Consider the following 26,820-nt stretch of genomic DNA (forward strand, 5'->3'; position numbering starts at 1 on the left):
ACTATATGTAAGGAAACAGAATTATGTGCGCGGTATGTCCTATACAAATTGCCTGAACACAACCTTATTTTTCCCAGTATTCTTAGCCAGATAAAGATTTTGGTCAGCCATCTGGATTAAATCATTTTTTTTAAGACAGGGCTGTGCATAATAGGCAACTCCTATACTGACAGTCAGATTTCCGTTCGGCTGGGTATCCTGGTATTTGAATTCATACTCTTCTAGTGATTTTCTGATCTTTTCCGCGGTGTTTTTGACCCCTTCTGCCGAAGTCTGACAGCATATCACCACAAACTCTTCTCCACCGTAACGGCACAGTATACCGTTAGAACAAAGGGATTCCTTTACGACATTTACAAGGGTTTGGAGAAGTTCGTCCCCGGCCTGGTGCCCGTTTAAATCATTATAGACCTTGAAATAATCAATATCGAACATAATCAAGCCGAAATTATTTCCAGCTTTAATAGCTTCATATTCACAGTTTTGCATCTTAGAAACTCGGTCGATTTCCTGCTCCAGCCGTTCGTCAAAGAAATAACGGTTGTATGTCTGGGTCAGCCAGTCTTTCATCGCCAGACTCCGCAATTTTTCATTCAGCATGATTACTTCTTCTAGATTTTTTTTATGTTCTGTAATATCTTTGATGAGCATGATGGTTCCTACATGATTGTTTTTAAAAATAACCGGAGTTATTTCCGACTGGTAATATCTTGCACCGTCCCTGGACGGACACTGCATTTCCATACTTATCGTTGTCTGTTCACAGACCGATGTACGAACCTTATGAATAAACTGATCTTTGTCAAAACCAGGACAGCCTCGTTTGATAACCTCACAAATTCCGGCTTTTCTGGAAACGCCGTCCCAGTTCGTTATAAATGCATTATTGAAATCAACAATTTCATATTCTTCACTGAAAACCACATAAGCATCGGAAATAATATTAACAACCTTATGCAAAGCAATCGGAACAATATTTAAAAAATCCAATTTCACAATAGCCAAAATAAAAAGAATAGCAGTAACGGAAAAAACGATGTTTTCCACAGCCGCTGACCAGTCAAAGATATGAAACGTACTGAACGTGTCTGCAATTAACGAGATCAAAATACCCCCAAAAATAAGCATAGCCTGCCTGGAAAAAAAACCAAAGTTTTTAACGGAATAATGAAGAAGATAAAAAAGACCGATTCCGATGCATAAATAGGAATAGACTGTATGGACGGAAAAATAAAACCTGAAATCCTGCTCAGATGGGATCAAGCTGAAGGTTTTATAAAAAAAATTATGGTGAGAGTTAGTGAATAAGACGGCAAGGGAAACAAACGGCACAACAAACAACAGAGCATATTTCCAAGAAAATTTAATCCTGGTATGGACAAAAATTAAACTGGTAAATAAAGTGGCCAGCGAGACAAAAATAATGCCAATAAAATACATTTTTTCACTGACAGCCAATACCCATGGTATCCCTGAAAAGGTTATATAGCATAAGACTGAAGTATTCCAGGTCAGCAGGCTGACTGCTATAGCCATGACGGCATAGTGAATCTGCTTTTTCTTGCTTTTTAAAGCAATTAAAAATAACAAAATTAGCATAAACAGTATAGAAATCACTAACAGAATCTGATAAACTGCCATCCAAAAAACCTCTTTCGTATAATTTTATATCTCTAAAAATAAAACACAAACACGGAAGGATATCAAGAAAAAATCCAGGAAGTTGTCTGAGATGACTGCAACCGCCTGCATGGCTCGACAACAATAAGGCTCATATCTATCAATCTTTCAACTTTCCTTTTATTATATTTCCAGTAATGCTGACGTTCGTGCTTTCTTTTGTACAAATTGGCTATGCTAATTATAACATGGCACCTCCTATTTATCGATGTATTATTTAATAAATATAAAAAAGTTGCTTACCCTGTAAAACAGCAAACAACCTTTTGTTTTCGTATTTCTTATTAAATTATTTGAAAATGCTTTAAAGCATCCTTGACTGCATCTGCCTTTTCAGCTATTTATTAATAGAGATCTTTTTTTCTGCAAGAGTTTTTATACGCTCCAGGGCTCTGGGAAACCTGATTTTAAATGTTTCTTTTTGTTCTTGTGGAACATCAGTTTTAATAATTAATGTAGTAACTCCATTTTTTTCGATAAGGGAATAGCTTTCTCTCCCCCCAGTCCACTCTTTTTCACGTTCCTCCTGTCCATTTTCTTTTGTGTCTGCACTGTGTCTGAATAATACAAATTCATTCGGATTAAGTTTCTCTATCAGACTTGTCACACCGTAACCATTTACAGATGATACAAACTGGACTTCATTTCCTTCGTTCATTACTCCATTCATATATGTGCCTTCATCAATAATATTTGCCCAGTCACGGAATGTTATATCTTCCCAAAGCGTTGCCCAGACGCTTTCTTTAGAGGCATTTATTTCGATTGAGAATTGGATTTCTTTCATATTTGTTACCATTCCTTTATTTTCTACTAAACACTGGGAACATGCTGTATTCTCCGTAATCTTTATTGCTGACCGCTTCCAGCCATTCATTGGACGCCCCCTGAGATCACACCTTTCGCCTATTTCTTAACAAGATAAGCCGCAGGTACAGAAGATATCCATAAATATGTAGTCTAAACTGCTTCACAAATAATTAATCAACAAGGTCATTTTGGAATCTTGAAAGATGCTCGTACGGAAGAATAAGTCTTCCCCGGTATAGGCCGCAGCCATCGTTAATAAGTGAATTATCCGCTGCTGAAAACATATTTACATCCAATTTCGATAATTCAAGCTGCTGCAACATAATACCTCTTTCATAAGCATCATCAAAATAAATATTTTCTCCTTTTGGAATTGCATCTCGTTTAGCTCTTTCACTTTCCTGCCGTTTTTCGTAGCCTAAATGATTGGCAGGGCCAATTTCAGCAAAATCGTCCATTTCTTTTGTACGCAGTTGTACTTCCACATAACAACGTGCAATATTATCATAAAATGTTATATGCAGCGAACGATAGCCACTGGACTCTGGATTGACAATATAATCTCTATAATATGGGCTTGCACCCTCTCTTAACAAAGGTGATTTTTTCTTCCCCTTAAAAGAAGATATTTCTGCGGTGAATCCGCGTTCCTCCATGAAACCAAGCAACTGGTTGGCAACATCATATAAATATTTATTTTCTTCATCCGCACAAATTTCACCTTCTTTCAGATGACATTTTGGAAGAGAAATCACGATTCTGTATGCAATCAGGTCCCGAAAACAGTTTAAATAGTTTTTCAGTTCAGGAAGCGAAGGGTAATTTCCGTGTTTAATATAATACTCGTAAATATATTCCACAATGTATCCGTTAAATTTTGCTTCCGCCCGTATCAGAGATTTAATTCGGCCCTTAAAAGTAAATGCAAGAAAAGGATATTCATTTGCCATATGTTTATAGAATTCCCGAATCCGCTGAGACTGAGAAGTCAGGAATTCGTTGTGCTGTAAAAGGTCCGCAATTTGAAGTAAAAAATTACAGTGCACAAGATCAATCTGATTATGAGTTTCTTTCGACGACTGTTTCAAATCTTCAGCATATCTCTGTAATATCTTAAGAACAGTATCGCCTGAGTATAAATAATCATTTAATTTTTTCATTATAATTTTCCCCATCTGTTCATTTTTTCACAGATGCACTTTCCTAAGTGCTTAAATATCTATCTCAATCCCAGACTTGAATTCGGAAGTTTTTCACTTTTTCATATTGGATTATAGAGAAGATTTACGATCTGCATTTTCCGTTTTTTTCTTTTCTCTTTCAATGGCTTGCAATGCTTCTGTTTTACTTCCGGTGGTGGACCGAATCGAGAAAGCAATGTTCACAATATGATCCGATATTCTTTGCAATGAAAACAGAACGGAATAAATGCTTTTTGATACCTCAACAGGGTACATTCCAGAACTTAGGCGTACCACATGTTCGTTACGTGTAGAGGATATTAGTTTTTTAATTTTCTTGTGAAGGTTTGAAATTTTTCTAAAATTTTCAGTTCTACGCTTTATAAACGCATCAACCCCTAAGTCGAACATTTCGGATATGTGCCCGTGGATTAGGTTAAGCTCATCTTTGGTCTGATCTAAAAATTTTACATTACATTCCTTCATATAGCTGGTTTCTTTTACCAAAAGTATCGCGTAATCGCCCAGTCGCTCAATATCGTTTGTTACATGATGCAATCCGCCGACCAGTTTTTCGTCATCAGCGAATTTAGTAACTGATGAAATTTTGATGAAAAAGCTTGTGAGCTTATTTGTTAAGAAATCAATACGATATTCAACATCGGCAATTTTTTTGCTTTCACTCATATCTTCTTTGACCAATGAAGCAAAAGAACGATCAATGTTCTCCTTTGCGAGAATCGCCATATCGTGCAATTCCTTTAATGCTTGTTCAATGGCAACCGCCGGAGTTTGCAAGAAACTCTCATCAATATATGACAATTCTTCCAGCTTCTGTTGCTTATCTTTCACTAAACTTGTCACTAAATTAACTAACGGGTCAATAAATACGAGCAACACTAAAGTGTAAATAGTATTATAAATCAGGTTAAATGTTGCAAGGCTAAACTGGGGTTTTCCGGGAAACAGACTTTCAAACATGTTGCTAATGGGTTCTCTAAAAAGAACCAGAATAATCGAAAAAGCTACCGCACCAATTACACTGGTAATCAGATGGAATAGTGCGATACGTTTTCCGTTAGCGTTCGTGGACAGGGAGGCCATAATGCCATCGCTGCAGGTTCCTATATTTGCTCCCATCATTAAGAAAAACGATTGATCTATATTGTGGATAACTCCCGTAGCCAAGAAAGCTATAAAAACACCGGTTGCTGCCGTAGATGACTGTATGATGCCTGTAAAAAGAATCCCTAATATCACCAGCAAGATGGGATTTTGCATGATTTCATATTTGAATACTTTAGAGAGTTGAATGCTCAGCGTTGAATCTGCTCCGCCGATTGCGTTTTCCATCACTTCCATCCCGATAAACAGCATTCCAAATCCGATTAAAAATGGTGCAATTTTATTAAGGGTTTCATTACTAGTGGAAAAAATGATGATGACACCGACAAACGCAACCGCTGCAAAAACAGAGCTAATGCTAAAGCCACCTTTGCTGATACCTGAAAGGGCAAATATAAATGCTGTAAGAGTGGTACCTACTTTTGCACCTAAGATAAAACCTGAGCCTTGCTTGACTGTTACAATATTCGCATGAGCAAGTCCGACTGTCATAATCGAAGAGGCTGAAGAAGATTGGACAAGTACGGTAGCCCCAATTCCGATTCCGTAATTAAAAACTCTGTTTTTGTTGATTTTTTTGAAAAGATTTCTTATTCCTGATCCTGCGCTTTGTTCCAAACCAGAGCTCATCTGCTTCATGCCAAACATAAACACAGCAACTCCACCTAACATAAGCATTAAATTCATTAATATTTCCATTGTACTTCTCCCTATATTTATTATCTATTTCTTACTTCACCTTGTATAGCAGACAGCATGTCTCAACATGCACCGTCGAACAGAATTGGTCTACTGCCACGCATTTCACTACCTCATACCCCCGCGCCTGCATCATCTCCAAATCTCTTGCCAAACTTGTAACCTTGCAAGATATATACACAATTTTCTCCACCTGATAATCCAGTATTTTCGGCAGCGCCTTTGGATGTATCCCATCTCTCGGCGGGTCCAGCACAATTACATCCGGCTTCTCTTCTATTTCATCAAGCACCTTAAATACATCCCCTGCAATAAACCTGCAATTATCCAGCCCATTGCGCTTTGCATTCTCCTTTGCCGCCTCTACCGCCTCTTCAATAATCTCCACCCCGATTACTTGTTTTGCCACTGGTGCCAGTACCTGTGCAATAGTACCTGTTCCGCTAAAAAGATCATACACCGTCATATCTTTAACATCTCCGACATACTCCCTCACCGTGTCATAAAGCACCTCTGCTGCCTGAGAATTAGGCTGGAAAAATGAAAAAGGTGTAATCTTGAATTCCATCCCCAGCAGCTTCTCATAAAAATAGTCCTGTCCATACAGAATCCCTGTTTCATCACTCTGCACCACATCAGACAGGGAATCATTTAAAATATGCAGTATACCTACTATCCGTCCTTCCAGTTCCAGATTCAGCAATTCCTCCACTAAAGGCTGTAAATCCCATTGCTCCTGGGTCGTGGTAACCAAATTTACTAATATCTCACCAGTCCGGTCTCCTCTGCGCAGCAGCAAATGTCTAAGATATCCTACATGCTGCATTTTCTTATAATAGCTTGCATTCCTTGTTTTAAAATACTCAAGTACACAAAGCAGTATTTGGTTCATGTCTTCATGCACGAGCTTACAGTCCCCCGCTGTCAGTACATCATAAGTACTACCCTTCTTATGAAGGCCAAGAGAAAGCGGCCCGTCTTTGTACTCATCTCCAAAAGAGAATTCCATCTTATTACGATAGCCAAATTCTTTAGGGCTGGCTTTTATCCCTTCGAAAATATATTCTTTATCTACAGCCTCATCTATGATACTTTTCACCTGTCCGGCCTTCATTTTCAATTGTTCTTCATATGTCATAGTTTGATACATACATCCCCCGCAGGCAGGGAATATGCTGCAGACCGGCTCACGCATTTCCAGGGGAGATTTCTCTAATACTTCCAGAAGTCTTCCTTCTGCATTGCCGCGTTTAAATTTATTTACAATGAAACGGATTTTCTGTCCCGGAATTCCATTTTTTACTGTTACATATCTTTCTTTTTCCGGCACCCATACAAATCCCTTATTTGGGAAATCTACTTTTTCTATCCTGCCTTCGAATATTTGTCCTTTTTTCATCTTTATCTCCCGTCAGCTTATCTATGAAATCAATATACTTAAATATAATAACACAAAAATAGACAGGGTGCAGTAAGTAAATCTCTACATCCTGTCCTTTATTTGTTTCCGTCAATATAATTGATTATACCTGATCTTCCTCGCTAAAATAGTCGTCAAAATCGTCATCGAAATCTTCTTCAAAATCTTCCAGATAATCCGGCGTAAAGAAACGGTACACTCCATACGCGATAGCAGCTACTGCGGCTACTGCACCTACGATTGCCAAAATCCAGAGTACTGTATTTTTCTGCTTTTCATCTGATTTTCTGCGCAGCAGTTCATTTAATTTTGTCTCAGCGATTAACTCCTCAACTTTGCTCATATCATCACGTCCTTTCCCCTTCTTCTGTTACAGGTTCATTTTTAGTTATTATATCATTATCATTTTCAGATTACTACTCATTTATGCTAAATTCTAGTGAAAAGAGTTAAAAATAAATTTCTTGTCTCTCTTGCAGGATTATATTTTTTTCAATTTAGCAAAGGAGGCAAACATTTTCTTTACGCCCACCGTATCAAACTGTACGGTTACCTCATAGTCACGTCCACCCTCTGTAATATCTGTCACGAGCCCTTCTCCAAACTTCACATGCCGCACTCTGTCACCAACCGCATAATCAATGCTTTTTTCCTTGGTTACTGTAAACTGCTGCGCAGTTTTGCCGGTAGAAAATGCTTTTGTTTTAAATATTTGTTTCGCCTGGAAATAGGCATTTTGACTTGGAATCTCTGCACTCTCTTCGAATGCCTTTCCTGATTCTATTAATTCCACCGGGATTTCCTTGAGGAACCGGGATACTTTATTATACCTGGTTTCTCCCCGAATCATACGTTTCATGGCACAGCTTACCGTCAAATCTTCCCGGGCACGTGTAATTCCCACATAACAGAGTCTTCTCTCCTCTTCCATTTCTTCCGGGTCATCGGATGTAACTGTCATATAGCTTGGAAATAAGCCATCTTCCATTCCTGCCAGATATACATGAGGGAACTCCAGGCCTTTTGCACTATGCAGCGTCATTAAAATCACATAATCCTGATTTTCATCCAAACTGTCAATATCAGCAACCAACGCTACTTCTTCCAGGAATCCGCTCAAAGTCGGCTTTTCATCCCTGTCTGCACAGTTTTCTTCATAGGCTGCAATCTTGCTCAGCAGCTCATCAATATTTTCGATTCTCGTCTGTGCATCCTCTTTATCATCCGCTTCCAGTTCTTCTATGTAACAGGTTTTTTCAATGATTTCATTCATTAAACCTGACAGGCTTTCCGTTTGGGCTATTCCTTTAAAATACTCTATGAGAGCCACAAAGGAATCCAGTTTTGCTGCTCCCCGTCCGATATTGGGAATCAAGTCCAATCCCTGTAATGCCTCGTAAAAGCCAATTCCACGCTCTAAAGCAGAATCCTGTACCCGGCCGATAGTCGTCAGTCCAATTCCTCTTTTAGGCACGTTAACGATTCGTCTGACTGCCAGGTCATCCCGCCCGTTATCGATGGTTTTCAGATAAGCCAGAAGGTCCTTTATTTCCCTGCGGGCATAGAAATTGACGCCGCCCACAATTTTGTAAGGAATATTAGAAGACACGAAACGCTCTTCAAACAAACGTGACTGTGCATTGGTACGGTATAAAATGGCATGATCATTATAAGAACTGCCTTCCCTTACATTTTCCCGGATATCCTCTGCAATAAAGTCAGCTTCATCATATGCTGTATCAAACTGATGGAGGTGAAGCTTTTCTCCCTCCCCGTTTTCAGTCCATAGAGATTTCTCTTTCCGCCCTACATTATTTTGGATAACTGCATTTGCTGCATTCAAAATGTTGCCTGTGGAACGGTAATTCTGTTCCAGTTTAATAACTTTTGCATTCTGAAATTCCTTCTCGAAATTCAAAATATTTTTAATATTGGCTCCGCGGAACTTGTAAATAGACTGGTCATCATCACCTACTACACAAAGATTTTTATATTTTCCCGCTAAAAGGCTCACAAATTTGAACTGCACCGTGTTTGTATCCTGATACTCATCCACCATGATATAGCGGAATCTTTCCTGATAATATTCCAGCACTTCCGGCTGAGTCTGAAATAGTTGCACAGTTTTCACAAGCAAATCATCAAAATCAAGGGCATTGTTTGCTCTAAGCTGCTTCTCATATTCGTGGTAAACCTTTGCAATTTTCTGCTTTCCAAAATCTCCTGCAGCATTAAGTTCATATTCCTCCGGCGAAACCATTTCGTCCTTAGCAGAAGAAATAGCGCTCAAAAGACTGCGCTCCTTATACACCTTAGTATCGATATTGACCAGTTTGCACACATCTTTCATGAGTGTTTTCTGGTCATCTGTATCATAAATAGTGAAGTTATTATCGTACCCCAGCCTGTCAATATGCCTTCTCAATATTCTCACACAGGAAGAATGAAAGGTACTTACCCAAATGCTCTCGGAGCCGAATCCCACCAGTTGGTCTACACGCTCTCTCATTTCCCCTGCTGCCTTATTCGTAAATGTAATGGCAAGGATATTCCACGGATTCACGCCTTTTTCCTCTATTAAGTAAGCGATTCTGTGGGTGAGAACCCTTGTCTTGCCTGAGCCTGCCCCCGCTAAAATTAGAAGCGGTCCTTCCGTATGGAATACTGCCTCCTTCTGTTCCTTATTTAATGTATCATATATGCTCATATGTATCTCCCTGTCTGCTTTACGTCCTACTGTTGCACTTTTATCTGACCATCCAAACTTTAAACTGCATAAAAGTTCTCTACTTATGAGATTATAATACAAAAGCCCGTTTCTGTCTAATGGTACTGTTTATAATCATTCAAAATTAACAAAAGCATCTTTATTGATTACCAATTCTTTTGAAAAAATAGTTTCACCCTCTAAAGTATTAATTTTCAGATTACAACTCGCTCTGAAAAACTTACAGTCAAGTATACGTAAATATTCTTCAATTCCCCCCCCCACTTTATGCTTGTAATTACTGAATAGTACCCTAAAAAAAGACTTGCTATCTAGTTTTGAATACTATATAATAGATGCATCGAGGTGATAATATGACGATTGATACAACCGATATGCTGAACAGCATCTTAAAAAGTATCTCCCGCATTGATTATATTCATCCGGAAGATATCCCGAATATAGATTTATATATGGATCAGGTTACAACCTTCATGGATGCCCAGCTTTCCTCTACAAAAAGATATGATGAGGACAAGATTCTGACTAAAACCATGATAAATAATTATGCCAAGAATAATCTTCTTCCCCCACCGGTAAAGAAGAAGTATACAAAGGAGCATGTACTGGTCCTGATTTTTATCTATTATTTTAAAAATATTTTGTCAATCAAGGATATTGAGACATTACTCAGACCTATTACGGATAATGCCTTTTCTGGGGACGGCAATTTAGATATGACTGCGCTCTATGAAGAAATCTGCGCTATGGAAAAAGCACAAATTGACCCTTTGCAGGAAGAAATTAAAAGGGCTTATGAAAAGGCTGAGACTTCTTTTGAAAATGCAGACACGGAGGACCGCAGCTATTTACAATTGTTTTCCTTCGTATGCAGTTTAAGTTTTGATGTATATGTGAAGAAACTGTTGATTGAAAAAATCATTGATGAGCTGCCTGCTTCCAAAGAAAAGCCTTCTAAGAAGTAAAGAGCAAAAAGGGAGATGCCTACGCATCTCCTTTTTCACTCTTTCCAAGCCTTTCAAACACCATGTCATACCCATCATTTCCGTAATTTAGTGAACGGTTCACCCGGCTGATGGTAGCGGTAGAAGCGCCGGTCTTTTCTGCAATCTCCAGATAAGTCTTCTGTCCCCTAAGCATCCTTGCAACCTCAAAGCGCTGGGAGAGTGATAACAATTCATTGATGGTGCAGATATCCTCAAAGAATGTATAACACTCCTCTTTGTTCTTCAGACTTAATATGGCGCTAAACAAATAATCCACCGCCTCTGTCCTTATCTTCTTACTCATACTGCCGATCTCCTTTATCAGTCAAATGACTACTGCTACATTTTAGCACACTAAACTTTTAAAGTCCACCTTTTTATACTGTTTAAGTGGAGTGATTTTATTCTTTGAAGAGATTTAAGTAGGGTTTCAGCTTTTCAAAATCCGTTGTTACAATCAGCTCTTCCGGAAAGCTGCAGTGTTCCAGAATATCCTCAATATTGCAGAAATTTCCTGCATCAACATCAACATGGGCATCGCTCCCTGTTGTCACCGGCACTTCATACTGTTTACATAAATCCAGCATTGTCAATATGTTTTCCCGTGTTCCCTGACGGAAGCTCTGGGGACGAAGGGAAGAATTGTTCAATTCCAGCAATGTGTTCGTCTCTTTGGCTGTCTTGACTAATATTTCATAATCTATTGGAAAGCGCCCGTCATCCGGGTGCCCGATTATATTTACGTAAGGCTTTTTCATTGCCTCCACATAAGCTCTCGTTACCTCTTCCATCGTACTGTCCGTCTTAAAACACGGCGGATGGATACTGGCAATGACAATATCTAAATCTTCACATAATTTTTCCGGCAGATCAACCGTTCCATCGGAATCCAGGATATTTAACTCAGCACCAAACAGCAGACGCAGTCCATTTATTTCCCGGGGAACCACATCCAGATTTTGAAAATAAAATAAATGGCATGTACCGGGCATTTTAGGTGCATGCTCTGTCAGCGCAAGTACCTGCAGCCCTTTTGCCGCCCCTGCTGCTGCCATTTCCCGAATCGTACTGTAGGCATGGCCGCTTACCAGCGTATGTGCATGAGTATCCGCAATAAATTTCATAACAATCCTCCTTTTCTTTTCCATTTGCTTCTAAGTATACCATAATTTTTCCAGAATACAATTTTTGTATGGGTAAATACTAGTATTGAGGTGAAATTTATGTTGAATGATAAAGAAAATGAAAAAATCATTGACGATTATGATTATCTGTCAAATGCGGCATCATCTATGGACTGTACGGGCCTGATTCCTTCTCTCCCAGTTACAGACGCAGAACTGGAATCCTATAATGACCTATATCAGTACCAGCCTCCCGTAATTAGGGAAAAAACATCCAAACATGCCAATTCATCTGAAGAATTCTCCTCAAAATAATACTTTTCAATAGTATTTCCCAAATGAGCACCGCCATTCCCCATATGGCGGTGCTTTCGACATAATGAGTCAGGATATTGCATTTTTTCATTGTCCTTCTACAAACAAAATGTTATAATAAAATCATTGCTAGTCATCAAAGAAAGAGAGGAATACATAAATGAGATGTCCGAAATGCGGAAAGGATGTAGAATTACAGAATAAAAAAGTAGGCGTTGATGAGAATGGTGAGCCTATCTTTAACGAATACGCAATCTGTAAAGACTGTAAAAAACAATGGAACCTGGACAAACAAAGAGAAAAAAAAGCAGCAAATGCGGCTGTTTCTAATCATACACAACCCGAATCTAGTACTCCGGCCAAAGACAAGCCATCGTCAAAACAGACGGATTTGAAACCTGCCGCCTCTAACACTGACAGACCTGAGGTGAAAAAAGCTCCTGTGAAAAAAAACTCCCAGGAAACAGTACCGGAAAAGCGAAAAGCTCCGCCTAAAAAGAGACCTGTCCCCAGCGCTGCTTCACCAGAGGGCAGACCGGCTCCAAAAAAACAACCCGTTCCGGCAAACCCGAATGCTGCCAAGTCTGTAAAAGCAGGCGAAACTCAACGTTATTCCAATATTCCTCCCGAAAAAGTAAGGACGAAAAAGGAGAAAGCTGTAAGACAGAATTATGAGGACATGCTTGCTGCTGACCCAAATAGAAAGCCTGTAAAAAAGAAGAGCTCTGCTGACCGCAAGGACAGCAATTCAAATAAAAAGCCTGCGACTTCCAATGGTGCACCTGTTCGGAAAAAGCCGGTCTCACAGCCTTCTAAAAAGGCTCCTGTGAAAAAAGAAGAGCCAAAACCAAAGTTTAAAATTTTACGTATCATCCTTGGAGTTGTCTCAATTATTGCCTTTGCATTTTTTGCATACAAAGGATTTCTTGCCGGACTGAGTAATATTTCAGCAGGAAGTGACTCTACTGCCGGAATCACTTACATCGTACTTGCACTCTGTATGCTTATATCGGGCCTGCTGCTTCTTATTATGCAGGCAAAGCGCACTGTTTTTGCATTCATACTGCCTATGGTTTTCTGTATTGGCGGCGGGGTATTCGCCTTCCTGAAGCGTACAGATGACAAATGGCTGTTATACAGTGCAGGAGCGTGTGCCTTACTGGCAGTGATTTTCCTTGTATTGGCTATTGCTTCCAGATCAGATGATGAAGACTACCTTGAAGAAGATCCTTTTGAATAACTCTCTGACAGCCTTACCATTCCTATGGCAGGGCTGTTTTTGAGAGTCTGTCTCCTAGGAATCCTATCAAATACAAACTTAGAATAAAGAGTCTGGCAAGCCAGACTCGCGCGCCGAAGCGCGGTCGCTTTAGCGACCAGTTTCCTATTATATAAAAACGTTACTCTCCCAAAATCATTTTGGCCGAGCCGCAGATTCCCGCATCATTTCCAAGAGCAGCTAATGTGAATTTTACATCTTTGACCGCAAAGAGTGCCCGTTCCAGATATGATTTCTGGATAAAAGGTATCAGCACTTCCCCTGCTTTGGACACACCGCCGCCTATGACAAACACCGCCGGATCTACTACTGCCGCCAGATTGGCAAGCGTATATCCCAGGTAGCGCCCAAATTGCTCAGCCACCTCCGTTGCTGCAGCATCTCCAGCCTTCACAGCCTCAAATACAGATTTTGCTGACACTTCCTCTTTTTTCAATATGGTATCTATCTCTGCCTGAGCCAGCTTTTTCTTTGCCAGCCGCACAATTCCGGTAGCAGAAGCATATTGCTCCAGACATCCAAAATTTCCGCACCCACAAACATCAGTCTCCTCATAATTCACACAGATATGTCCAATTTCTCCGGCGGAGCCGTGGGCGCCGGGCACAATTTTCCCGTCTATAACCACACCACCGCCTATACCAGTCCCAAGTGTAACCATAACGATATTCTTCTGCCCCAAGCCACCGCCTTTCCACATTTCACCTAACGCAGCTACATTAGCATCATTCTCAATCCTTGTTTTCAACCCTGTGAAGCTTTCCAGTTCCTTTTTTGCCTCTTTATACTTCCATCCCAGGTTGGCACTTCCAGTGACAATCCCATCTCCTGTAACAGGTGCCGGTACTCCCACACCAACTCCCAAAACAGCAGACTTGTCTAATTGCCTTTCTTGCATTTTGTTAAGAATGGACGCTGAGATATCCCCCAGGATGGCCTCACCTTTATTTTCTGTGCGGGTCACAATCTCCCACTTGTCAAGAATTTTCCCGGATTCTCCGAACAACCCCATCTTTACTGTGGTTCCTCCCACATCTACACCAAAACAACATTTCATAACACTTCTCCTCTCTTTCCCTGGCTGCTTATACTTCCCCAAATTCTCCTGTACACGCTTGTATAATTGCTATGCCGCATCTTTCTACCTTTTATTTGCCTTATTTCACAATGGTTCCCAGGCTGATTGTTTCCAGCAATTCACATTCTTCGCTCAGAACTAAAATATCTGCATCCTTTCCTGCTGCCAGCATCCCCTTTCTCTCCAGCCCAAATTCTTTAGCCTGATTCACAGAACTCATTTTTACAGCTTCCTCTATAGATGCCCCTGTAAATTTCATTACATTCTTGAATCCCTGGATAAAGGACAGCACACTTCCTGCTAAAGTACCGTCCTCCAGCCGGGCAGTGTTATCTTTCACGTAAACTTTCTGACCGCCAAGCTCACTCATTCCCTCCGGCATCCCTTTTGCTCTCATGGAGTCTGTAATCAGCTCAATCCCATCACATCCTTTGACCTGATAAGCCATCTTTACCATCTCTGGTACGATATGGATTCCGTCACAAATCAGTTCCACTTTCACTCCCGGGGTCAGCAATCCAAATCCGGTCACCCCCGGCTCCCGGTGCTTGAGCCCCCGCTGTGCATTATACAAATGTGTAACATGCCTGGCTTCACTTTTGATCAGCTGTTCATAGACCGCATTGGAATGTCCCACACTCAGCACAATCCTCTTCCCTTTACACCACTCTTCAAACTGCCTGTCTGCTTCCTCCGGCGCATATGTTACAATACGGATTAATCCCCCTGTAATTTCATTCCACTTTTCCAGTATCGCTTCATCCGGCTTTTTTATATAAGATGCATCCTGCGCCCCCTTAAACTCCTGGGAAACAAACGGCCCTTCTACATGAATCCCCTGGATAACCGGATTTTTTGCTGCGGCATCCGTGATATTTTTCAGAGCTGCCTCAATTTTGTCATATGTCTGGGACATGGTCGTGCAGAAATATGAAGTAATTCCCTCATATTTTGACATTTTACAAACCATCTCACTGATTTCACCTGGAGATGCATCCATATTATCCATTCCGTACCCGCCATGGCTGTGTACGTCGATAAAACCTGGAATCAGAATATCTCCTTTAACGACTGTCTCTATATCCTCCTTCTGTTCCGTGAAATCGGTCATGGTTCCTACTTCTGCTATTTGTCTGTCATACCGGATATATCCCTCGGAAATCACTTTTTGCCCGGTATAAATCCTTTTATTTTTTAATAGCTTCATCATCTTCTCCCATCTTTTATAATTTCCACATATTTCAGGCTTTCTCTCTGTCTATTATATTAACAGAAAAAGAGCCGTACGGACGACCCTTTTTCCTTTTGATGAACAACATTTATTGGAGCAAAAGCCCTTTTCTTTTCAATTTGGAATTTTCTTTTTATTATAATTCCATTCCTTCTTTACATCAGCCGCAGCAGCATGTTTCCCGTTCCCACATTATAACCGCTGGCAGCATAAATTCCGTTTTGCTCCTCATCCGTTACAATAATCATCGGGAGCTGTTCAAAATTAACGTACATCCGGCGTCCCAGTAATTCCAGGTTTTCCTCAAAACTGTCATAGCAGACCTGAATATTGCCAAACGTTTTTAATACCTTTGAAATAGTTGGATCCGCCAGTGCTTCAGAAGACCGTACCACAAAAACAATCCGGTGGCTGTATTCGGCAAATGCTTCTTTTAATTCCAACATTTCATTTAGGATATGTTCTGTCGGTTCCTCACTTTCTTCCAGAAACACCAGGATATGCTTTTGTTTTCCCATTAGCACTGCCTTGCTTACTTCACTGCCGTTTTCCCTGCTTAACGTAAACTCCGGCAGAGGAATATTCAGCAGCATATCCTTCAGACCTGCACTGCGCAGCCTAAGCTTCACTTCTGTCTTCCGGCCTGCTGTTATTTCAAATTTATATTGATTGGCAAAGATATTTCCGCTGGGCAAGCGGTTAGACGTCAAAATCCGGTAGCTGCCTGCTTCCAGTTCCTGTGTCAGTATACCGTTTTCCCACAATTCATCAGAAAGTCTTAATGATTCATATGTTCCTCCAACCAGACGGGCAATACTCCAGTTCTGAAAATAGTTCCAGGTAACTCCATTCCCGGCTTTCAATACCAGCGTACAACTGGGTCTGGTTTCCGGCAAAACCGGAACAAATTTATCCTCTTCAAAATATTCCATGGCCCGGTATGTCTGATTCAAACGCGCTGGAATTCCCAAGGTTCTGGCAATTGCAACAAAAAGAATTTCCCGCGACTTCCGGCTGGCAATGCCAAGCCGCATACAGGCTCCCGGCACTGTAACCAGCGCATCCTTCTCTCCTGACGGATAGGATTTAATCCGATGTTCGATTACGTCCCATATTTTCCGGGGATTCCGCCGCAGTTTTTCCTTTTCTGCCTCTGAAAATGCCTCATCGATTATCGTCCTGTATTCCTGAAGAACTTCATCCTCGATCCTGGGATTCAATATATACGGTACAAAAATCTCCTCCGGAAAGTGTTTCTCATAAAGAACCGCATATTTAAGATGTTCTTCCAGAACCTCGCTTTTTAAATCAGTCTGATCTTTTTCGGTAAGTACTTCCAACATTTTTTGACGGTATTCTGTATGGTCTTTTCCGGTCAGGAATTTTTGACGCTCGGGATTGTACCACCCTTCCGTCTTGACCTTACGCAGCGCTGCGGCCTCCAGAAGCCGTTCCCGGGCTATTGATTTTTGTTCCTTCGTTGGAGCCGTCGTGTTGACCGGGGCATCTGCCGGAGCAATCATATCATAAGATGCCCATTCTTCTTTAACAGCTGGTTCTTTCAATACCAATTCACATTTATCCAATCTTCGTGTATCGATCCAGCTATCAGCAAATCTTCCATCCCGGGCTGCATGAATATGCAGGCTGCCCAGACCAGTAGTCAAATACAGCCGGCCTTCCTCATTGGTTGTACACTTTGCGATAGAAGCATATTCGGAATAATTAATTACTTCAAAACATACCACTGCCCCTTGTACCGGCTGTCCGCTCTCATCCTGGACCACCACTGTAATCTCTTTGACTCTGGCATACCGGCCCAATTCATTGAGCATAGTTACCATTCCCTCGTTCCCGATTACTTCCTGCTGCTCTCCCGGCTCATCAAATAAACGGGAGTGTACCATCATTGCACGGGATGCTGCACGGGTAAACCACCCGGTGTTCAATATCTCCGCCGGCTCACAGGCGCCGAAAAAGTACCATTTCTCACCGTTTAAGATTTCCACCCAGGCATGGTTATCATCGCAGTGAGACCATTTGGGGGCATAAACCTGACGTGCCGGAATCCCGGCACTTCTCAGGACATTCACAGCAAAGGTGGATTCTTCCCCGCATCTTCCATTTCCACGTTTATAAACTGCCATTGCCGACAAGGTCCGGTCATCCGTAGACTGATAGGTCACTTCCTGGGCACACCAATAATTTATTTCCACAGCCTGTTTTTCCCTGTCCATTCCTGCAATCCGGCCCTTTATCTGCTCATAGAAAAAACTGCGGCATGGCGTAATCTCTTCTTCATTCACACGATGATACAGCACGTAGTTTAAAAATATTTCCTCAGGAAGTTTTCTCACCGCCTCGCAGGTATGCCACAGAAAGACTCCGTGGACCGCATAATCCAGGAATGTTTCAAAAGGATAATTTCCCATGTCACTGTATGGCATCACCGCATACAAATACCTGACCGCCAGTGCCGCATCTGCCTGGCATGCTGCAAGCTTTTGCTCTGTTTCACACCTGATGTCCGGTACATGTTTCATGTGTTTTTCATACATTTTTACAATCCGGAGCCGGTTTTTAACCAAAAATTCTCCTCTTTCTATCATTGTAATTCCTCCAGGACCTGCCTTGCTTCCCGTATCTTCATTTCATCAGTCTGCCAGATTTCATATTCACTGATGGACGGCAATCCCATGCTCACGCCGCCTTTCCGATATTCCATTGAACTATCAAGGGTCACTTTACCTGACATATGATATGCACTGGCACCGGTAACCTGATAGACTTCCCGGATTACTTCTGCATCCACACCACTCCCGACCTGAATCTCAATTCTTCCGGCACTTTGTTCAACCAGTTCTTTTAAAAGTCCGGTTCCCTGGATACAGGCATTTTTCTGCCCTGATGTAAGGATGGTTCTGATTCCCAGATCAACCGCCTGTTCCAGTGTTTTATACGGATCTATGCATACATCAAAGGCCCGGTGCAGAGTCACTGACATCTCTCCTGCCAGATCCATTAATTCTTTCAGTTGTTCCACATTCAGCGTCCCGTCCGGTTTGAGGATTCCCAATACCACCCCTTCAGCTCCCAGTTCACGGAACGCACGAATTTCACCTTTGATAATATTAAACTCAAAATCAGTATAACAGAAATCTCCATAACGCGGGCGGATCAAGACATTTATATGGATATCCGTATGTTTACGGATTTCATCAAACAATATTGTGCTGGGCGTTGTCCCACCAATCACCAGGTTACTGCACAGCTCCAGGCGGTCAGCCCCTCCCCGTGCCGCTGCCAGGGCAGATTCTACCGAATCCACACACGCTTCTAATACAAATCCCCGCATTATTGCTCCTCCTTGCTGCAAAGCTGATAAATCGAAGTCACCCCCGCTCCGGTAGCACCTTTGCTCTGAAACGCAAAGACCGGCGTATCTACCCAGGCAGTCCCGGCAATATCCAGATGCAGCCAGGGCTTTTCTTCTGCGAATGCCCGGATAAATAATCCCGCCGTAATCGTTCCGCAGAATTTCTCTCCCAGATTCCGGATATCGGCAACCGGGCTCTCAATCATTTTCTCATGCTCTTTGTAAAACGGCAGCCTTAGATAACGTTCCCCGCTGATTCTGCAGGCCACTTCAAATCTTTTATAAAATTCATTATCATCACATATTGCCCCTCCGATGCTGAACCCCAGCATGTTTACCACAGCACCGGTCAGCGTAGCAATATCCAGTACTTCCGTTACCCCTTCATCACGAACTGCATATGACACCGCATCTGCCAGAATCAGACGCCCTTCCGCATCGGTATTGGCAATCTCAATTGTCTTGCCGGAATAGGAATCAATTACATCACCAGGTAAAAGGCTGCCCGGTGATATCCGGTTTTCACACATGGGTATGACTGCAGTTACATTCGTCTTAATATGGTTTCTGGCCAGTGCGTAAACCACTCCGGCGACCGCCGCTCCACCGGCCATATCACCTTTGATGCCCAGCATGGAATCTCCGGGTTTCAGACAATAGCCTCCCGTATCACAAGTTACTCCCTTTCCAATCAAACCGCTGATCTTGCTGTCCTCCGGATTCCCGCAATAGCGGAGAATCATCATACAGGGCGGATATGCACTGCTTTCTCCAACCCCCAGGAGCGCGTTAAGACCCAATTTCCGCAGTTCTTCTGCACCGAGCACTGTTGTTTCCACACCGGTTCCCTCTACAAATTGTATCACTTTACCGGCAAAATCCTCGGGCCGCAATTTATTCCCGGGCAGATTTACCATATCCCGGGCAAAACAGATTCCTTCAGCAACTGCTTCCATTTCCCGGACAGCAGCAGTTATATCATCCATAACCTGCTTTGGCACTCCAGAAATTTCAAGTTGAACACGCTGTCTGCCGCTGTCCTTAAACTGCCCCGGCTCATATGTGCCTAAAATTGCTCCTTCTACAATATCATAAACAGATTCAGAGGCTCCTTCTGCCAGAAACGGCCCGATATCCATGGAAAACTCTGATATTTTTTTCTCTATGCATTGCTTCACCGCAGACGCGGCAAGTTCCTTTCGCTGTATTCTGTCATCTGTTACCTTCCCCATTCCGACCAGTAATTTGAGTCTGTCCTGGTCCTCCGGCATCCAGACTGACTGCAAATATGTCCCGTCAAACAGCAGCCGGATACTTTTGGGTAACGATAAAAGATTATCGTCGCCTTCCCGAAAGAAAGATATACTTACCTTTCTTGTACATTCAGATACAATCTGAATCATTCTATTGCCTCCTTTAAAACAGCCTGACACCGGCCCCTTCTAATACACTGACCGTCATACTGTCAGGGTATTCATCCGTAATAATTCCATTAATATCATCAAAATGTGCAAATTTATATGAATCGTTAAAATAAAACTTCTCCCGCTCCATAACGACATATTTATGCCGGCCGCTTTGAATTGCCGCTTTTTTGGTCAATCCGTCCTCGGCTCCCAGCGTCGTAATGGTACAGTCCACCATATCAACTCCACAGCTTCCCAGAAATGCCCGGTCGAAACTATACTGTTTGATGAATTCGATTGTTGCTGCCCCCATAAATCCATTTACGGTGCGGTACATCGTTCCACCTGTTCCAATGGCAGTAATATGAGCGCTTTTTGCCAGTATCTGCAGGATATCAATCATATTGCTTACCACAACTACCCGTTTCCTGGATTCTGTCAATAATTTTGCCAACTCAATATTGGTCGTTGAGATATCCAGAAAAATAGTCTCATTATCTTTAATCAAATCCATTGCCTTTCTGGCAATCTCTTTTTTCTTTTTTACATGATAATTCCTGCGGTCAACAACATCCCGCTCCAGTGGATAATCCTGTGACAAAATTGCGCCTCCGTAAGTCCTTTTAAGTCTGCCTGCATTTTCCAGTGCTTTCAAGTCTTTGCGGATGCAGTCCTCCGTTACCCCGAACATCTCACTGAGCTCTTTTACTTTCACTTTACCCTTTTCATGAAGGCCTTTTATAATTGCTTCCTGTCTTTCTTCCGTAAACATCGTCTACCCCTTTCATTTCAGTATTACTTCTAATACCGTATCATTTTCATCGGGCAGTATCGGATCAGGTCCCAGGTCCGCAAATACAATATCCGGATAATCACTATGTACCCAGCTGGTCGAAACAGGCACTTCCGCTCCTGTCGCCAGATAACGTATTCCCTTTAGCTCCTCTTTCCGGATTCCAATCAGCGGAACCGGGCCGATGGTATTCTCAAACAAATGAAAATAGACATGCCGTCCGCTTTTCGTCACCCGTCCGTAATCCGGCTTTGGTATATCCCCCTTGCCGCATCCGTAAATACTTTTTCCATTCTGCTTCATCCATGCTCCCATGACGGAAAGTGCCGTTAAGGATTCCTGTGGAATGTTCCCATTTGCATCCGGTCCTACGTTGAGCAGCAGATTTCCACCCTTTGATACACATTCTACCAGTTTTCTAATCAACATGGAAGCAGGTTTAAAATAATGGTCAGTGGCGTGGTACCCCCAGTTGCCGTTCATTGTCACGCATGCCTCCCATACCAAATCATTGCCATTCACATCCTGCAGCCCATTTGGCGGAATTATCTGTTCCGGGCTGACAAAGTCTCCGTGATACGGAGTCGGGTCCCCAGCCGCCAGAGATCCAAAACCTTCTCCACTGGCCTCCAGGCGATTGTCAATAATCACATCCGGCTGCAGCTTTCTTACCATATCCATCAATTCCGCAGCTTTCCACTTTTCCCCGCGCATATCGTCATAGGAAAAGTCAAACCAAAGCACATCCAACTTGCCGTAATTCGTACAGATTTCTCTAACCTGATTATGCATATAAGTAAGATAATTATCAAAATCACGGTGTTCATTCGGATATTGACGATTGTTACGCATGGGATGATTCTTATCCCCGAAATGAGGATAGTCATCATGGTACCAGTCTAACAGTGTAAAATAGAGTCCTACTTTTAATCCTTCAGCTCTCACCGCTTCAACAAACTCTGCAACCAGGTCCCTGCCACAGGGCGTATTTGTGGACTTGAAATCAGTATACTGGCTGTCATATAAGCAAAAACCGTCATGATGTTTTGCCGTTAAAACGACATATTTCATCCCGGCCTCTCTGGCTGTTTTAGCCCAGGCCCCAGGGTCATAACTGGCGGGGTCGAATTCTTCAAAATATTTCATATACTCTTCTTTGGGCATTTCTTCCGTACTTCGTATCCATTCTCCACGGGCTGGAATGGCATACAGTCCCCAGTGGATAAACATCCCGAACCGGGCTTCTTTATACCACTCCATACGCTTCTCATATTCTGCCTTGTCAAACTTATACATATTTGCTCCTCCATCCATATCTTGTTATTTATGATGAAATTCTTTTCGCTAAGCTCGTGGAATACACACCACAAGGGTGAACTTTCTCACTAGGCTCGTAAAAGACCTCGCCAAGTGTTCAATGTTTCGCTAATCACTATCTATAATGAAGTTCTTTTCGCTAAGCTCGTGAAATACCTCGCTAATCTCTAAGAACGACCTACGTGCTAAGCTCGAAACTACCTCGCTAATCACTATCGGTCATTTCCGGATAGTGGCATTTTACGATGTGTCCTTCCCCGATTGTCCGAGCCATTGGGCGTTCTTTCCTGCATTTGTCGGTACAGTAGGGACACCTTGTGTGAAACAGACAGCCATCTGGAAGATTTGTTGTACTTGGAAGATCCCCTTCCAGGATAATCCGCTTCTTTTTTCTCCCCGGATCCGGAACCGGCACTGCTGAAAGCAGGGCCCGCGTATACGGATGCCGCGGATTGCTGTAAAGCTCCCGTTTGGGCGCCGTCTCCACAATCGTACCCAGATACATTACGGCAATCCGGTCTGATATCATCTCTACAACGCTCAAATCATGTGAAATAAATAAATAGGTCAGGTCATAATCCTTCTGTAGTTTCTGCAGAAGATTCAGCACCTGTGCCTGAATTGATACATCCAGCGCCGAAACCGGTTCATCGGCAATTATCAGCTTGGGATTTACAGTCAGGGCTCTGGCAATTCCGATACGCTGCCGCTGGCCGCCGGAAAACTCGTGAGGATACCTTTCACCATGAGCGGGACTTAAGCCCACTACCTCCAGAAGGCCGTGCACTTTTTTCAGCCGTTCACCGCCGGACATGTTGGTATGAATCAGCAATGGTTCCCCAATCAGATCCTGGATCTTCATCCGCGGATTCAGAGAACCGTACGGGTCCTGGAAGATCATCTGGATATCTGATCTAAGGGGCCTCATTTCGTTCTGTGATATCCGGGAGATTTCTTTCCCCTCAAACCATATTTCACCTGCATCGGGCGTCAGCAAATGATCGATCAACCGGCCGGTTGTAGACTTGCCGCAGCCGGATTCTCCTACTAACGAGAAAGTCTCTCCCGGCATAATTTCAAATGAAACATCATTTACTGCATGAACAAATTTCTTTTTGGCAAACAACCCTTTATTTACAGGAAACGTTTTTACTACGTTTTTTACCGATACTAATGCTTCACTCATACGGATGTCACCTCCTGTCTGTCGGTATGCAGCAGATGGCATCTGCATCTGCGTGTTCCCGTCTCATCAGTTGCCTCCAGATCGGGTTCCTGCTCCCGGCAGATATCCATAGCAAACTTGCACCGTGGCGCAAACTTACACCCCTTTGGCATCACCGCCAAATCTGGTACACTTCCCGGTATAGACGGCAGGGAAGTCATATTGCTCCCCAGTTTCGGTACTGATTCAATCAGTCCCTGAGTATACGGATGCTGCGGACATTCGAATAATTCTTGAACCGGCTTTTCTTCAACGATTCGTCCGGCATACATGACTACCACCCGGCTGCACATCTCTGCAACCACACCCAGATCATGGGTAATTAACAGAATTCCAGTATTTCTCTTTTCCCGGATTTCTTCCATCAGCTCCAGTATCTGAGCCTGAATCGTTACATCCAGTGCAGTTGTCGGCTCATCTGCAATCAACAGTTCAGGCTCACACGACATTGCCATTGCAATCATAACACGCTGACACATCCCGCCTGATAATTGATGGGGATAACTCTTCAGCGTCATGTTCGGCTCCGGAATCCCTACCGCTTTCAGAACATCATAAGCCCGGCTGGCCGCAGCTTCCTTGCTGATTTCATTATGCAGAAGAATGGCCTCGGTTAACTGCCGTCCAATCCGCATACAGGGATTGAGAGAATTCATTGGTTCCTGAAAAATCATCGCAATCTCATGGCCCCGGACTTTGCACATCTCCTTTTTATTTATCTGCAGTAAATCCCGGCCGTTTATGAGCACCTCTCCTTCAGATATTTTACTGTTTCTGGCCGCCAGAAGCCGCATAATCGATAAGGATGTTACCGATTTCCCGCATCCGGACTCTCCAACCAGTCCCAGTATCTCTCCGCGGTTAATGGAAAAAGAAACATGATTCACCGCTGTCACCCAACTTTTATCCCGTTTGAACTCCGTCCGGAGGTTTTTTACTTCTAATAGCTTCTCTGACATGATTTTCCCTCCTAGTTCATTTTAGGATCCAGAGTATCCCGCAGTCCGTCACCGAGCAGATTGAACGCCAGTACCGTCAGCAGAATTAAAATCCCCGGAAATAATACGATATGGGGTGCCGTATTTAAATAGTTACGCCCCTGTGACAACATTGCTCCCCAGTCCGGTTCAGTCACATTTGCACCAAAACCGAGGAAACTTAAGGATGATGCCGCCAAGATTGCAGTACCGATACGCATCGTGAAATTCACAATCATCGATGGGATGGTTCCCGGTAATACATGTACAAATAGCAATCTGCTGTTAGTACACCCTAAGGACCGGGCTACTTCAATATATAACTCCTGTTTTACCGACAGCGTAGCGCTTCGGGTAATCCGCGCAAATGACGGTACTGTAAATACTGCCACCGCTATCATTACATTAATCATTCCGGGACCAATAATTGCCACAACCGCAATTGCCAGCAGAATATCCGGAAATGCAAACATAACATCACAGAACCGCATAATCAGAGAATCAAGAATCCCTCCGAAGAATCCGGCAAGCAGCCCCAGAAGCACTCCGCCGGCTGTTCCAATCACCGTTGCCGTCAGCGCACTAAAAAGTGAGGTCCTGGTTCCAACCATCAAACGGCTGAAGATATCCCGCCCGTACTCATCGGTTCCCCAGATATGTCCTTTGCCGGGTCCGGAAAGCAGATTGCTGTAATCTGCCTGTCCGGCATTGTATGGAACGATATACGGAGCAATGATTGCCATAATAATCATAAGAATGATAAAAACAAAGGCCACCACAGCGGTCCGGCGTTTCAAAAACTTTTTAATAAATTCTTTTGCCCTGCTCTTCGCTTTCGAGAGTTCTTCAGCAGCGGCAAATTGATCTGAATAACCATTTATTTTTGTCTGTGCCATTACTCTTCCCTCCTTCTTAATCGTATCGTACTTTCGGATTAATTACACCATACAGCAGGTCGACGATCAGATTGATTACGATATATTCCAAAGCAAAAAACAACAATAATGCCTGCACTACTTTATAATCTCTTAAATTAATGGAATCTACCAGCAGGCGGCCCAGTCCCGGGATGGAAAACACCGTTTCCGCCATGACCGATCCTGAAAGCAAACCACCAATCTGTAGTCCGGCTACAGTGACAATCTCAATCAGCGAATTTTTGAATCCATGCCGCACCACCACCAGTGATTCTATCAGTCCTTTGGCTCTGGCCGTCCGGACATAGTCAGCTCTCATTGTTTCCAGCATTGATGATCTGGTAAACCGTGCCATGATTGCCATAACTCCGGAACCCATGGTCAGAGACGGAAGCACATAACTCTGCCAGCTGTCCAGCCCACCGGTGGGCAGCCACCCCAGGGAAACCGAAAACATCTGAATCAGCTGCAGACCCAGCCAAAAACCGGGCACCGAGATTCCTACAATGGCAATCAGCATTCCCAGATAATCAGCCATCTTTCCGTGAAAAACTGCCGCCAGTACCCCGATAGCAATCCCAATCATAATTGCCCACATAGCCGACGAAAGGGTCAGCAAAATGGTCGGCTTCAAGCGCGGCAGGATTGTATCCTCCACGGTCTTTCCATTTCGGATCGACAGCCCCATGTCTCCGGTCACAAGTCCTTTCATATACTCCCCGTATTGCGTTAACAAGGGCTTATCAAGGCCCAGTTGTTCCCGCACCACTTTTACATCTGCTTTGGTTGCATCCTGGCCGGCAATCAGCCTGGCCGGGTCACCCGGTATCATGTGAATAAACATAAATATCAGAAATGAAATAACCAGCAGCAAGGGGATGGTACTTAGTAAACGTTTTACACAATAACGTCCCATTCAATTACCTCCTTAAAATAAAGAGTCTGGCAAGCCAGACTCGCGCGCCGAAGTGCGGTCGCTTTAGCGGCCATTTTCCTTATGCGCGTAGTGTGATCCCCCGGAGGGTTTTTATATAATAGGAAACTGCGTTTCCTATTATATAAATAAAGAGTTTGCTTGCAAACGCTTGCGCCTGCGGCGGGTTGCATAGCGGCATCTACCACTTACGCCACAGTGCGATCCCCCGGAGGTTTT

At 42.9% G+C, this 26,820-nt stretch carries 23 protein-coding genes; 3 read left to right on the forward strand and 20 right to left on the reverse strand.

Going from position 1 to position 26,820, the window contains the following annotated elements; genetic code table 11:
* Window positions 1–39 precede the first annotated feature (39 nt).
* The 7 genes from A8805_RS17590 to pcrA form a co-directional block, all read right to left on the reverse strand.
* The gene (locus A8805_RS17590) at window positions 40–1,641 is read right to left on the reverse strand and encodes a diguanylate cyclase (RefSeq protein ID WP_109713591.1); all 1,602 of its coding nucleotides are present in this window, start codon (window positions 1,639–1,641) and stop codon (window positions 40–42) included.
* Window positions 1,642–2,017: 376 nt separating this feature from the next.
* Window positions 2,018–2,467: a hypothetical protein gene (locus A8805_RS17595; RefSeq protein WP_146199458.1), complete on the reverse strand. Its 450-nt coding sequence runs from the start codon at window positions 2,465–2,467 to the stop codon at window positions 2,018–2,020.
* 193 nt (window positions 2,468–2,660) lie between these two features.
* On the reverse strand, window positions 2,661–3,650 hold the full coding sequence (locus A8805_RS17600; RefSeq protein ID WP_109713595.1) for a guanosine polyphosphate pyrophosphohydrolase: 990 nt from the start codon (window positions 3,648–3,650) through the stop codon (window positions 2,661–2,663).
* 111 nt (window positions 3,651–3,761) lie between these two features.
* The gene (locus A8805_RS17605; RefSeq protein WP_109713596.1) at window positions 3,762–5,495 is read right to left on the reverse strand and encodes a Na/Pi cotransporter family protein; all 1,734 of its coding nucleotides are present in this window, start codon (window positions 5,493–5,495) and stop codon (window positions 3,762–3,764) included.
* Between the two features lie 31 nt (window positions 5,496–5,526).
* Window positions 5,527–6,894: a 23S rRNA (uracil(1939)-C(5))-methyltransferase RlmD gene (gene rlmD / locus A8805_RS17610; RefSeq protein WP_109713598.1), complete on the reverse strand. Its 1,368-nt coding sequence runs from the start codon at window positions 6,892–6,894 to the stop codon at window positions 5,527–5,529.
* 124 nt (window positions 6,895–7,018) lie between these two features.
* Window positions 7,019–7,258, reverse strand: coding sequence for a hypothetical protein (locus A8805_RS17615; protein ID WP_109713600.1), 240 nt, complete (start codon window positions 7,256–7,258; stop codon window positions 7,019–7,021).
* Window positions 7,259–7,396: 138 nt separating this feature from the next.
* Window positions 7,397–9,622, reverse strand: a complete 2,226-nt coding sequence (pcrA, locus tag A8805_RS17620) for a DNA helicase PcrA (RefSeq protein ID WP_109713602.1) — start codon at window positions 9,620–9,622, stop codon at window positions 7,397–7,399.
* A 374-nt stretch (window positions 9,623–9,996) separates the two neighbouring features.
* Between pcrA and A8805_RS17625 the strand changes: the two genes are divergently transcribed.
* On the forward strand, window positions 9,997–10,608 hold the full coding sequence (locus tag A8805_RS17625; RefSeq protein WP_109713604.1) for a DUF1836 domain-containing protein: 612 nt from the start codon (window positions 9,997–9,999) through the stop codon (window positions 10,606–10,608).
* 19 nt (window positions 10,609–10,627) lie between these two features.
* Here A8805_RS17625 and A8805_RS17630 read toward each other — a convergent pair whose 3' ends face one another.
* Both A8805_RS17630 and A8805_RS17635 read right to left on the reverse strand, forming a co-directional pair.
* Entirely contained in the window at window positions 10,628–10,933 is a 306-nt protein-coding gene (locus tag A8805_RS17630) for a YerC/YecD family TrpR-related protein (protein ID WP_109713605.1), read from the reverse strand.
* Between the two features lie 97 nt (window positions 10,934–11,030).
* The gene (locus A8805_RS17635) at window positions 11,031–11,753 is read right to left on the reverse strand and encodes a phosphatase (protein ID WP_109713607.1); all 723 of its coding nucleotides are present in this window, start codon (window positions 11,751–11,753) and stop codon (window positions 11,031–11,033) included.
* A gap of 99 nt (window positions 11,754–11,852) precedes the next feature.
* Between A8805_RS17635 and A8805_RS17640 the strand changes: the two genes are divergently transcribed.
* Together A8805_RS17640 and A8805_RS17645 are read left to right on the forward strand one after the other, a co-directional pair.
* Complete coding sequence (locus A8805_RS17640) at window positions 11,853–12,068, forward strand: hypothetical protein (RefSeq protein ID WP_109713609.1); 216 nt, start codon at window positions 11,853–11,855, stop codon at window positions 12,066–12,068.
* 160 nt (window positions 12,069–12,228) lie between these two features.
* Window positions 12,229–13,308, forward strand: coding sequence for a hypothetical protein (locus A8805_RS17645; RefSeq protein ID WP_109713611.1), 1,080 nt, complete (start codon window positions 12,229–12,231; stop codon window positions 13,306–13,308).
* 160 nt (window positions 13,309–13,468) lie between these two features.
* Here A8805_RS17645 and A8805_RS17650 read toward each other — a convergent pair whose 3' ends face one another.
* The 11 genes from A8805_RS17650 to A8805_RS17700 form a co-directional block, all read right to left on the reverse strand.
* Window positions 13,469–14,404, reverse strand: a complete 936-nt coding sequence (locus A8805_RS17650) for an ROK family glucokinase (RefSeq protein ID WP_109713613.1) — start codon at window positions 14,402–14,404, stop codon at window positions 13,469–13,471.
* A gap of 100 nt (window positions 14,405–14,504) precedes the next feature.
* Complete coding sequence (gene nagA, locus A8805_RS17655) at window positions 14,505–15,632, reverse strand: N-acetylglucosamine-6-phosphate deacetylase (RefSeq protein WP_207657724.1); 1,128 nt, start codon at window positions 15,630–15,632, stop codon at window positions 14,505–14,507.
* A 179-nt stretch (window positions 15,633–15,811) separates the two neighbouring features.
* A complete protein-coding gene (locus tag A8805_RS17660) occupies window positions 15,812–18,265 on the reverse strand; it encodes a transglutaminase domain-containing protein (protein ID WP_109713617.1) in 2,454 nt (817 codons plus the stop codon).
* Entirely contained in the window at window positions 18,262–19,011 is a 750-nt protein-coding gene (locus A8805_RS17665; RefSeq protein WP_109713619.1) for a copper homeostasis protein CutC, read from the reverse strand. The genes A8805_RS17660 and A8805_RS17665 overlap by 4 nt, the downstream gene beginning before the upstream one ends.
* A complete protein-coding gene (locus tag A8805_RS17670) occupies window positions 19,011–20,435 on the reverse strand; it encodes a leucyl aminopeptidase family protein (RefSeq protein ID WP_109713621.1) in 1,425 nt (474 codons plus the stop codon). Before A8805_RS17670 ends, A8805_RS17665 begins: the two co-directional genes overlap by 1 nt.
* Window positions 20,436–20,448: 13 nt before the next feature.
* Window positions 20,449–21,210 (reverse strand): DeoR/GlpR family DNA-binding transcription regulator, encoded by a 762-nt coding sequence (locus tag A8805_RS17675; protein ID WP_109713623.1) that lies wholly within the window; start codon window positions 21,208–21,210, stop codon window positions 20,449–20,451.
* 12 nt (window positions 21,211–21,222) lie between these two features.
* Window positions 21,223–22,527 carry an alpha-L-fucosidase gene (locus A8805_RS17680; protein ID WP_109713625.1) on the reverse strand — a complete coding sequence of 435 codons (1,305 nt, stop codon included), beginning with the start codon at window positions 22,525–22,527 and terminating at the stop codon, window positions 21,223–21,225.
* A gap of 226 nt (window positions 22,528–22,753) precedes the next feature.
* Window positions 22,754–23,734 (reverse strand): ABC transporter ATP-binding protein, encoded by a 981-nt coding sequence (locus A8805_RS17685; protein ID WP_109713627.1) that lies wholly within the window; start codon window positions 23,732–23,734, stop codon window positions 22,754–22,756.
* Window positions 23,731–24,732 carry an ABC transporter ATP-binding protein gene (locus A8805_RS17690; protein WP_109713629.1) on the reverse strand — a complete coding sequence of 334 codons (1,002 nt, stop codon included), beginning with the start codon at window positions 24,730–24,732 and terminating at the stop codon, window positions 23,731–23,733. The genes A8805_RS17685 and A8805_RS17690 overlap by 4 nt, the downstream gene beginning before the upstream one ends.
* Before the next feature lie 11 nt (window positions 24,733–24,743).
* Window positions 24,744–25,646: an ABC transporter permease gene (locus tag A8805_RS17695; RefSeq protein ID WP_109713631.1), complete on the reverse strand. Its 903-nt coding sequence runs from the start codon at window positions 25,644–25,646 to the stop codon at window positions 24,744–24,746.
* Between the two features lie 16 nt (window positions 25,647–25,662).
* Window positions 25,663–26,583: an ABC transporter permease gene (locus A8805_RS17700; RefSeq protein WP_109713632.1), complete on the reverse strand. Its 921-nt coding sequence runs from the start codon at window positions 26,581–26,583 to the stop codon at window positions 25,663–25,665.
* Window positions 26,584–26,820: the final 237 nt, after the last annotated feature.

Source organism: Faecalicatena contorta, assembly GCF_003149105.1.
GTDB classification, from domain to species: Bacteria; Bacillota; Clostridia; order Lachnospirales; family Lachnospiraceae; genus Muricomes; species Muricomes contortus_C.

Excerpts from the sequence above, each read along its gene's own strand:
- A8805_RS17605 (WP_109713596.1), bottom strand. The coding sequence starts at position 5,495 with ATGGAAATATTAATGAATTTAATGCTTATGTTAGGTGGAGTTGCTGTG.
- A8805_RS17690 (WP_109713629.1), bottom strand. The coding sequence starts at position 24,732 with ATGTCAGAGAAGCTATTAGAAGTAAAAAACCTCCGGACGGAGTTCAAA.
- pcrA (WP_109713602.1), bottom strand. The coding sequence starts at position 9,622 with ATGAGCATATATGATACATTAAATAAGGAACAGAAGGAGGCAGTATTC.
- A8805_RS17680 (WP_109713625.1), bottom strand. The coding sequence starts at position 22,527 with ATGTATAAGTTTGACAAGGCAGAATATGAGAAGCGTATGGAGTGGTAT.
- A8805_RS17630 (WP_109713605.1), bottom strand. The coding sequence starts at position 10,933 with ATGAGTAAGAAGATAAGGACAGAGGCGGTGGATTATTTGTTTAGCGCC.
- A8805_RS17670 (WP_109713621.1), bottom strand. The coding sequence starts at position 20,435 with ATGATTCAGATTGTATCTGAATGTACAAGAAAGGTAAGTATATCTTTC.
- rlmD (WP_109713598.1), bottom strand. The coding sequence starts at position 6,894 with ATGAAAAAAGGACAAATATTCGAAGGCAGGATAGAAAAAGTAGATTTC.
- A8805_RS17675 (WP_109713623.1), bottom strand. The coding sequence starts at position 21,210 with ATGTTTACGGAAGAAAGACAGGAAGCAATTATAAAAGGCCTTCATGAA.
- A8805_RS17650 (WP_109713613.1), bottom strand. The coding sequence starts at position 14,404 with ATGAAATGTTGTTTTGGTGTAGATGTGGGAGGAACCACAGTAAAGATG.
- nagA (WP_207657724.1), bottom strand. The coding sequence starts at position 15,632 with ATGAAGCTATTAAAAAATAAAAGGATTTATACCGGGCAAAAAGTGATT.
- A8805_RS17665 (WP_109713619.1), bottom strand. The coding sequence starts at position 19,011 with ATGCGGGGATTTGTATTAGAAGCGTGTGTGGATTCGGTAGAATCTGCC.
- A8805_RS17640 (WP_109713609.1), top strand. The coding sequence starts at position 11,853 with ATGTTGAATGATAAAGAAAATGAAAAAATCATTGACGATTATGATTAT.
- A8805_RS17625 (WP_109713604.1), top strand. The coding sequence starts at position 9,997 with ATGACGATTGATACAACCGATATGCTGAACAGCATCTTAAAAAGTATC.
- A8805_RS17700 (WP_109713632.1), bottom strand. The coding sequence starts at position 26,583 with ATGGGACGTTATTGTGTAAAACGTTTACTAAGTACCATCCCCTTGCTG.
- A8805_RS17600 (WP_109713595.1), bottom strand. The coding sequence starts at position 3,650 with ATGAAAAAATTAAATGATTATTTATACTCAGGCGATACTGTTCTTAAG.
- A8805_RS17635 (WP_109713607.1), bottom strand. The coding sequence starts at position 11,753 with ATGAAATTTATTGCGGATACTCATGCACATACGCTGGTAAGCGGCCAT.
- A8805_RS17645 (WP_109713611.1), top strand. The coding sequence starts at position 12,229 with ATGAGATGTCCGAAATGCGGAAAGGATGTAGAATTACAGAATAAAAAA.
- A8805_RS17615 (WP_109713600.1), bottom strand. The coding sequence starts at position 7,258 with ATGAGCAAAGTTGAGGAGTTAATCGCTGAGACAAAATTAAATGAACTG.
- A8805_RS17685 (WP_109713627.1), bottom strand. The coding sequence starts at position 23,734 with ATGAGTGAAGCATTAGTATCGGTAAAAAACGTAGTAAAAACGTTTCCT.
- A8805_RS17590 (WP_109713591.1), bottom strand. The coding sequence starts at position 1,641 with ATGGCAGTTTATCAGATTCTGTTAGTGATTTCTATACTGTTTATGCTA.
- A8805_RS17695 (WP_109713631.1), bottom strand. The coding sequence starts at position 25,646 with ATGGCACAGACAAAAATAAATGGTTATTCAGATCAATTTGCCGCTGCT.
- A8805_RS17660 (WP_109713617.1), bottom strand. The coding sequence starts at position 18,265 with ATGATAGAAAGAGGAGAATTTTTGGTTAAAAACCGGCTCCGGATTGTA.
- A8805_RS17595 (WP_146199458.1), bottom strand. The coding sequence starts at position 2,467 with ATGAAAGAAATCCAATTCTCAATCGAAATAAATGCCTCTAAAGAAAGC.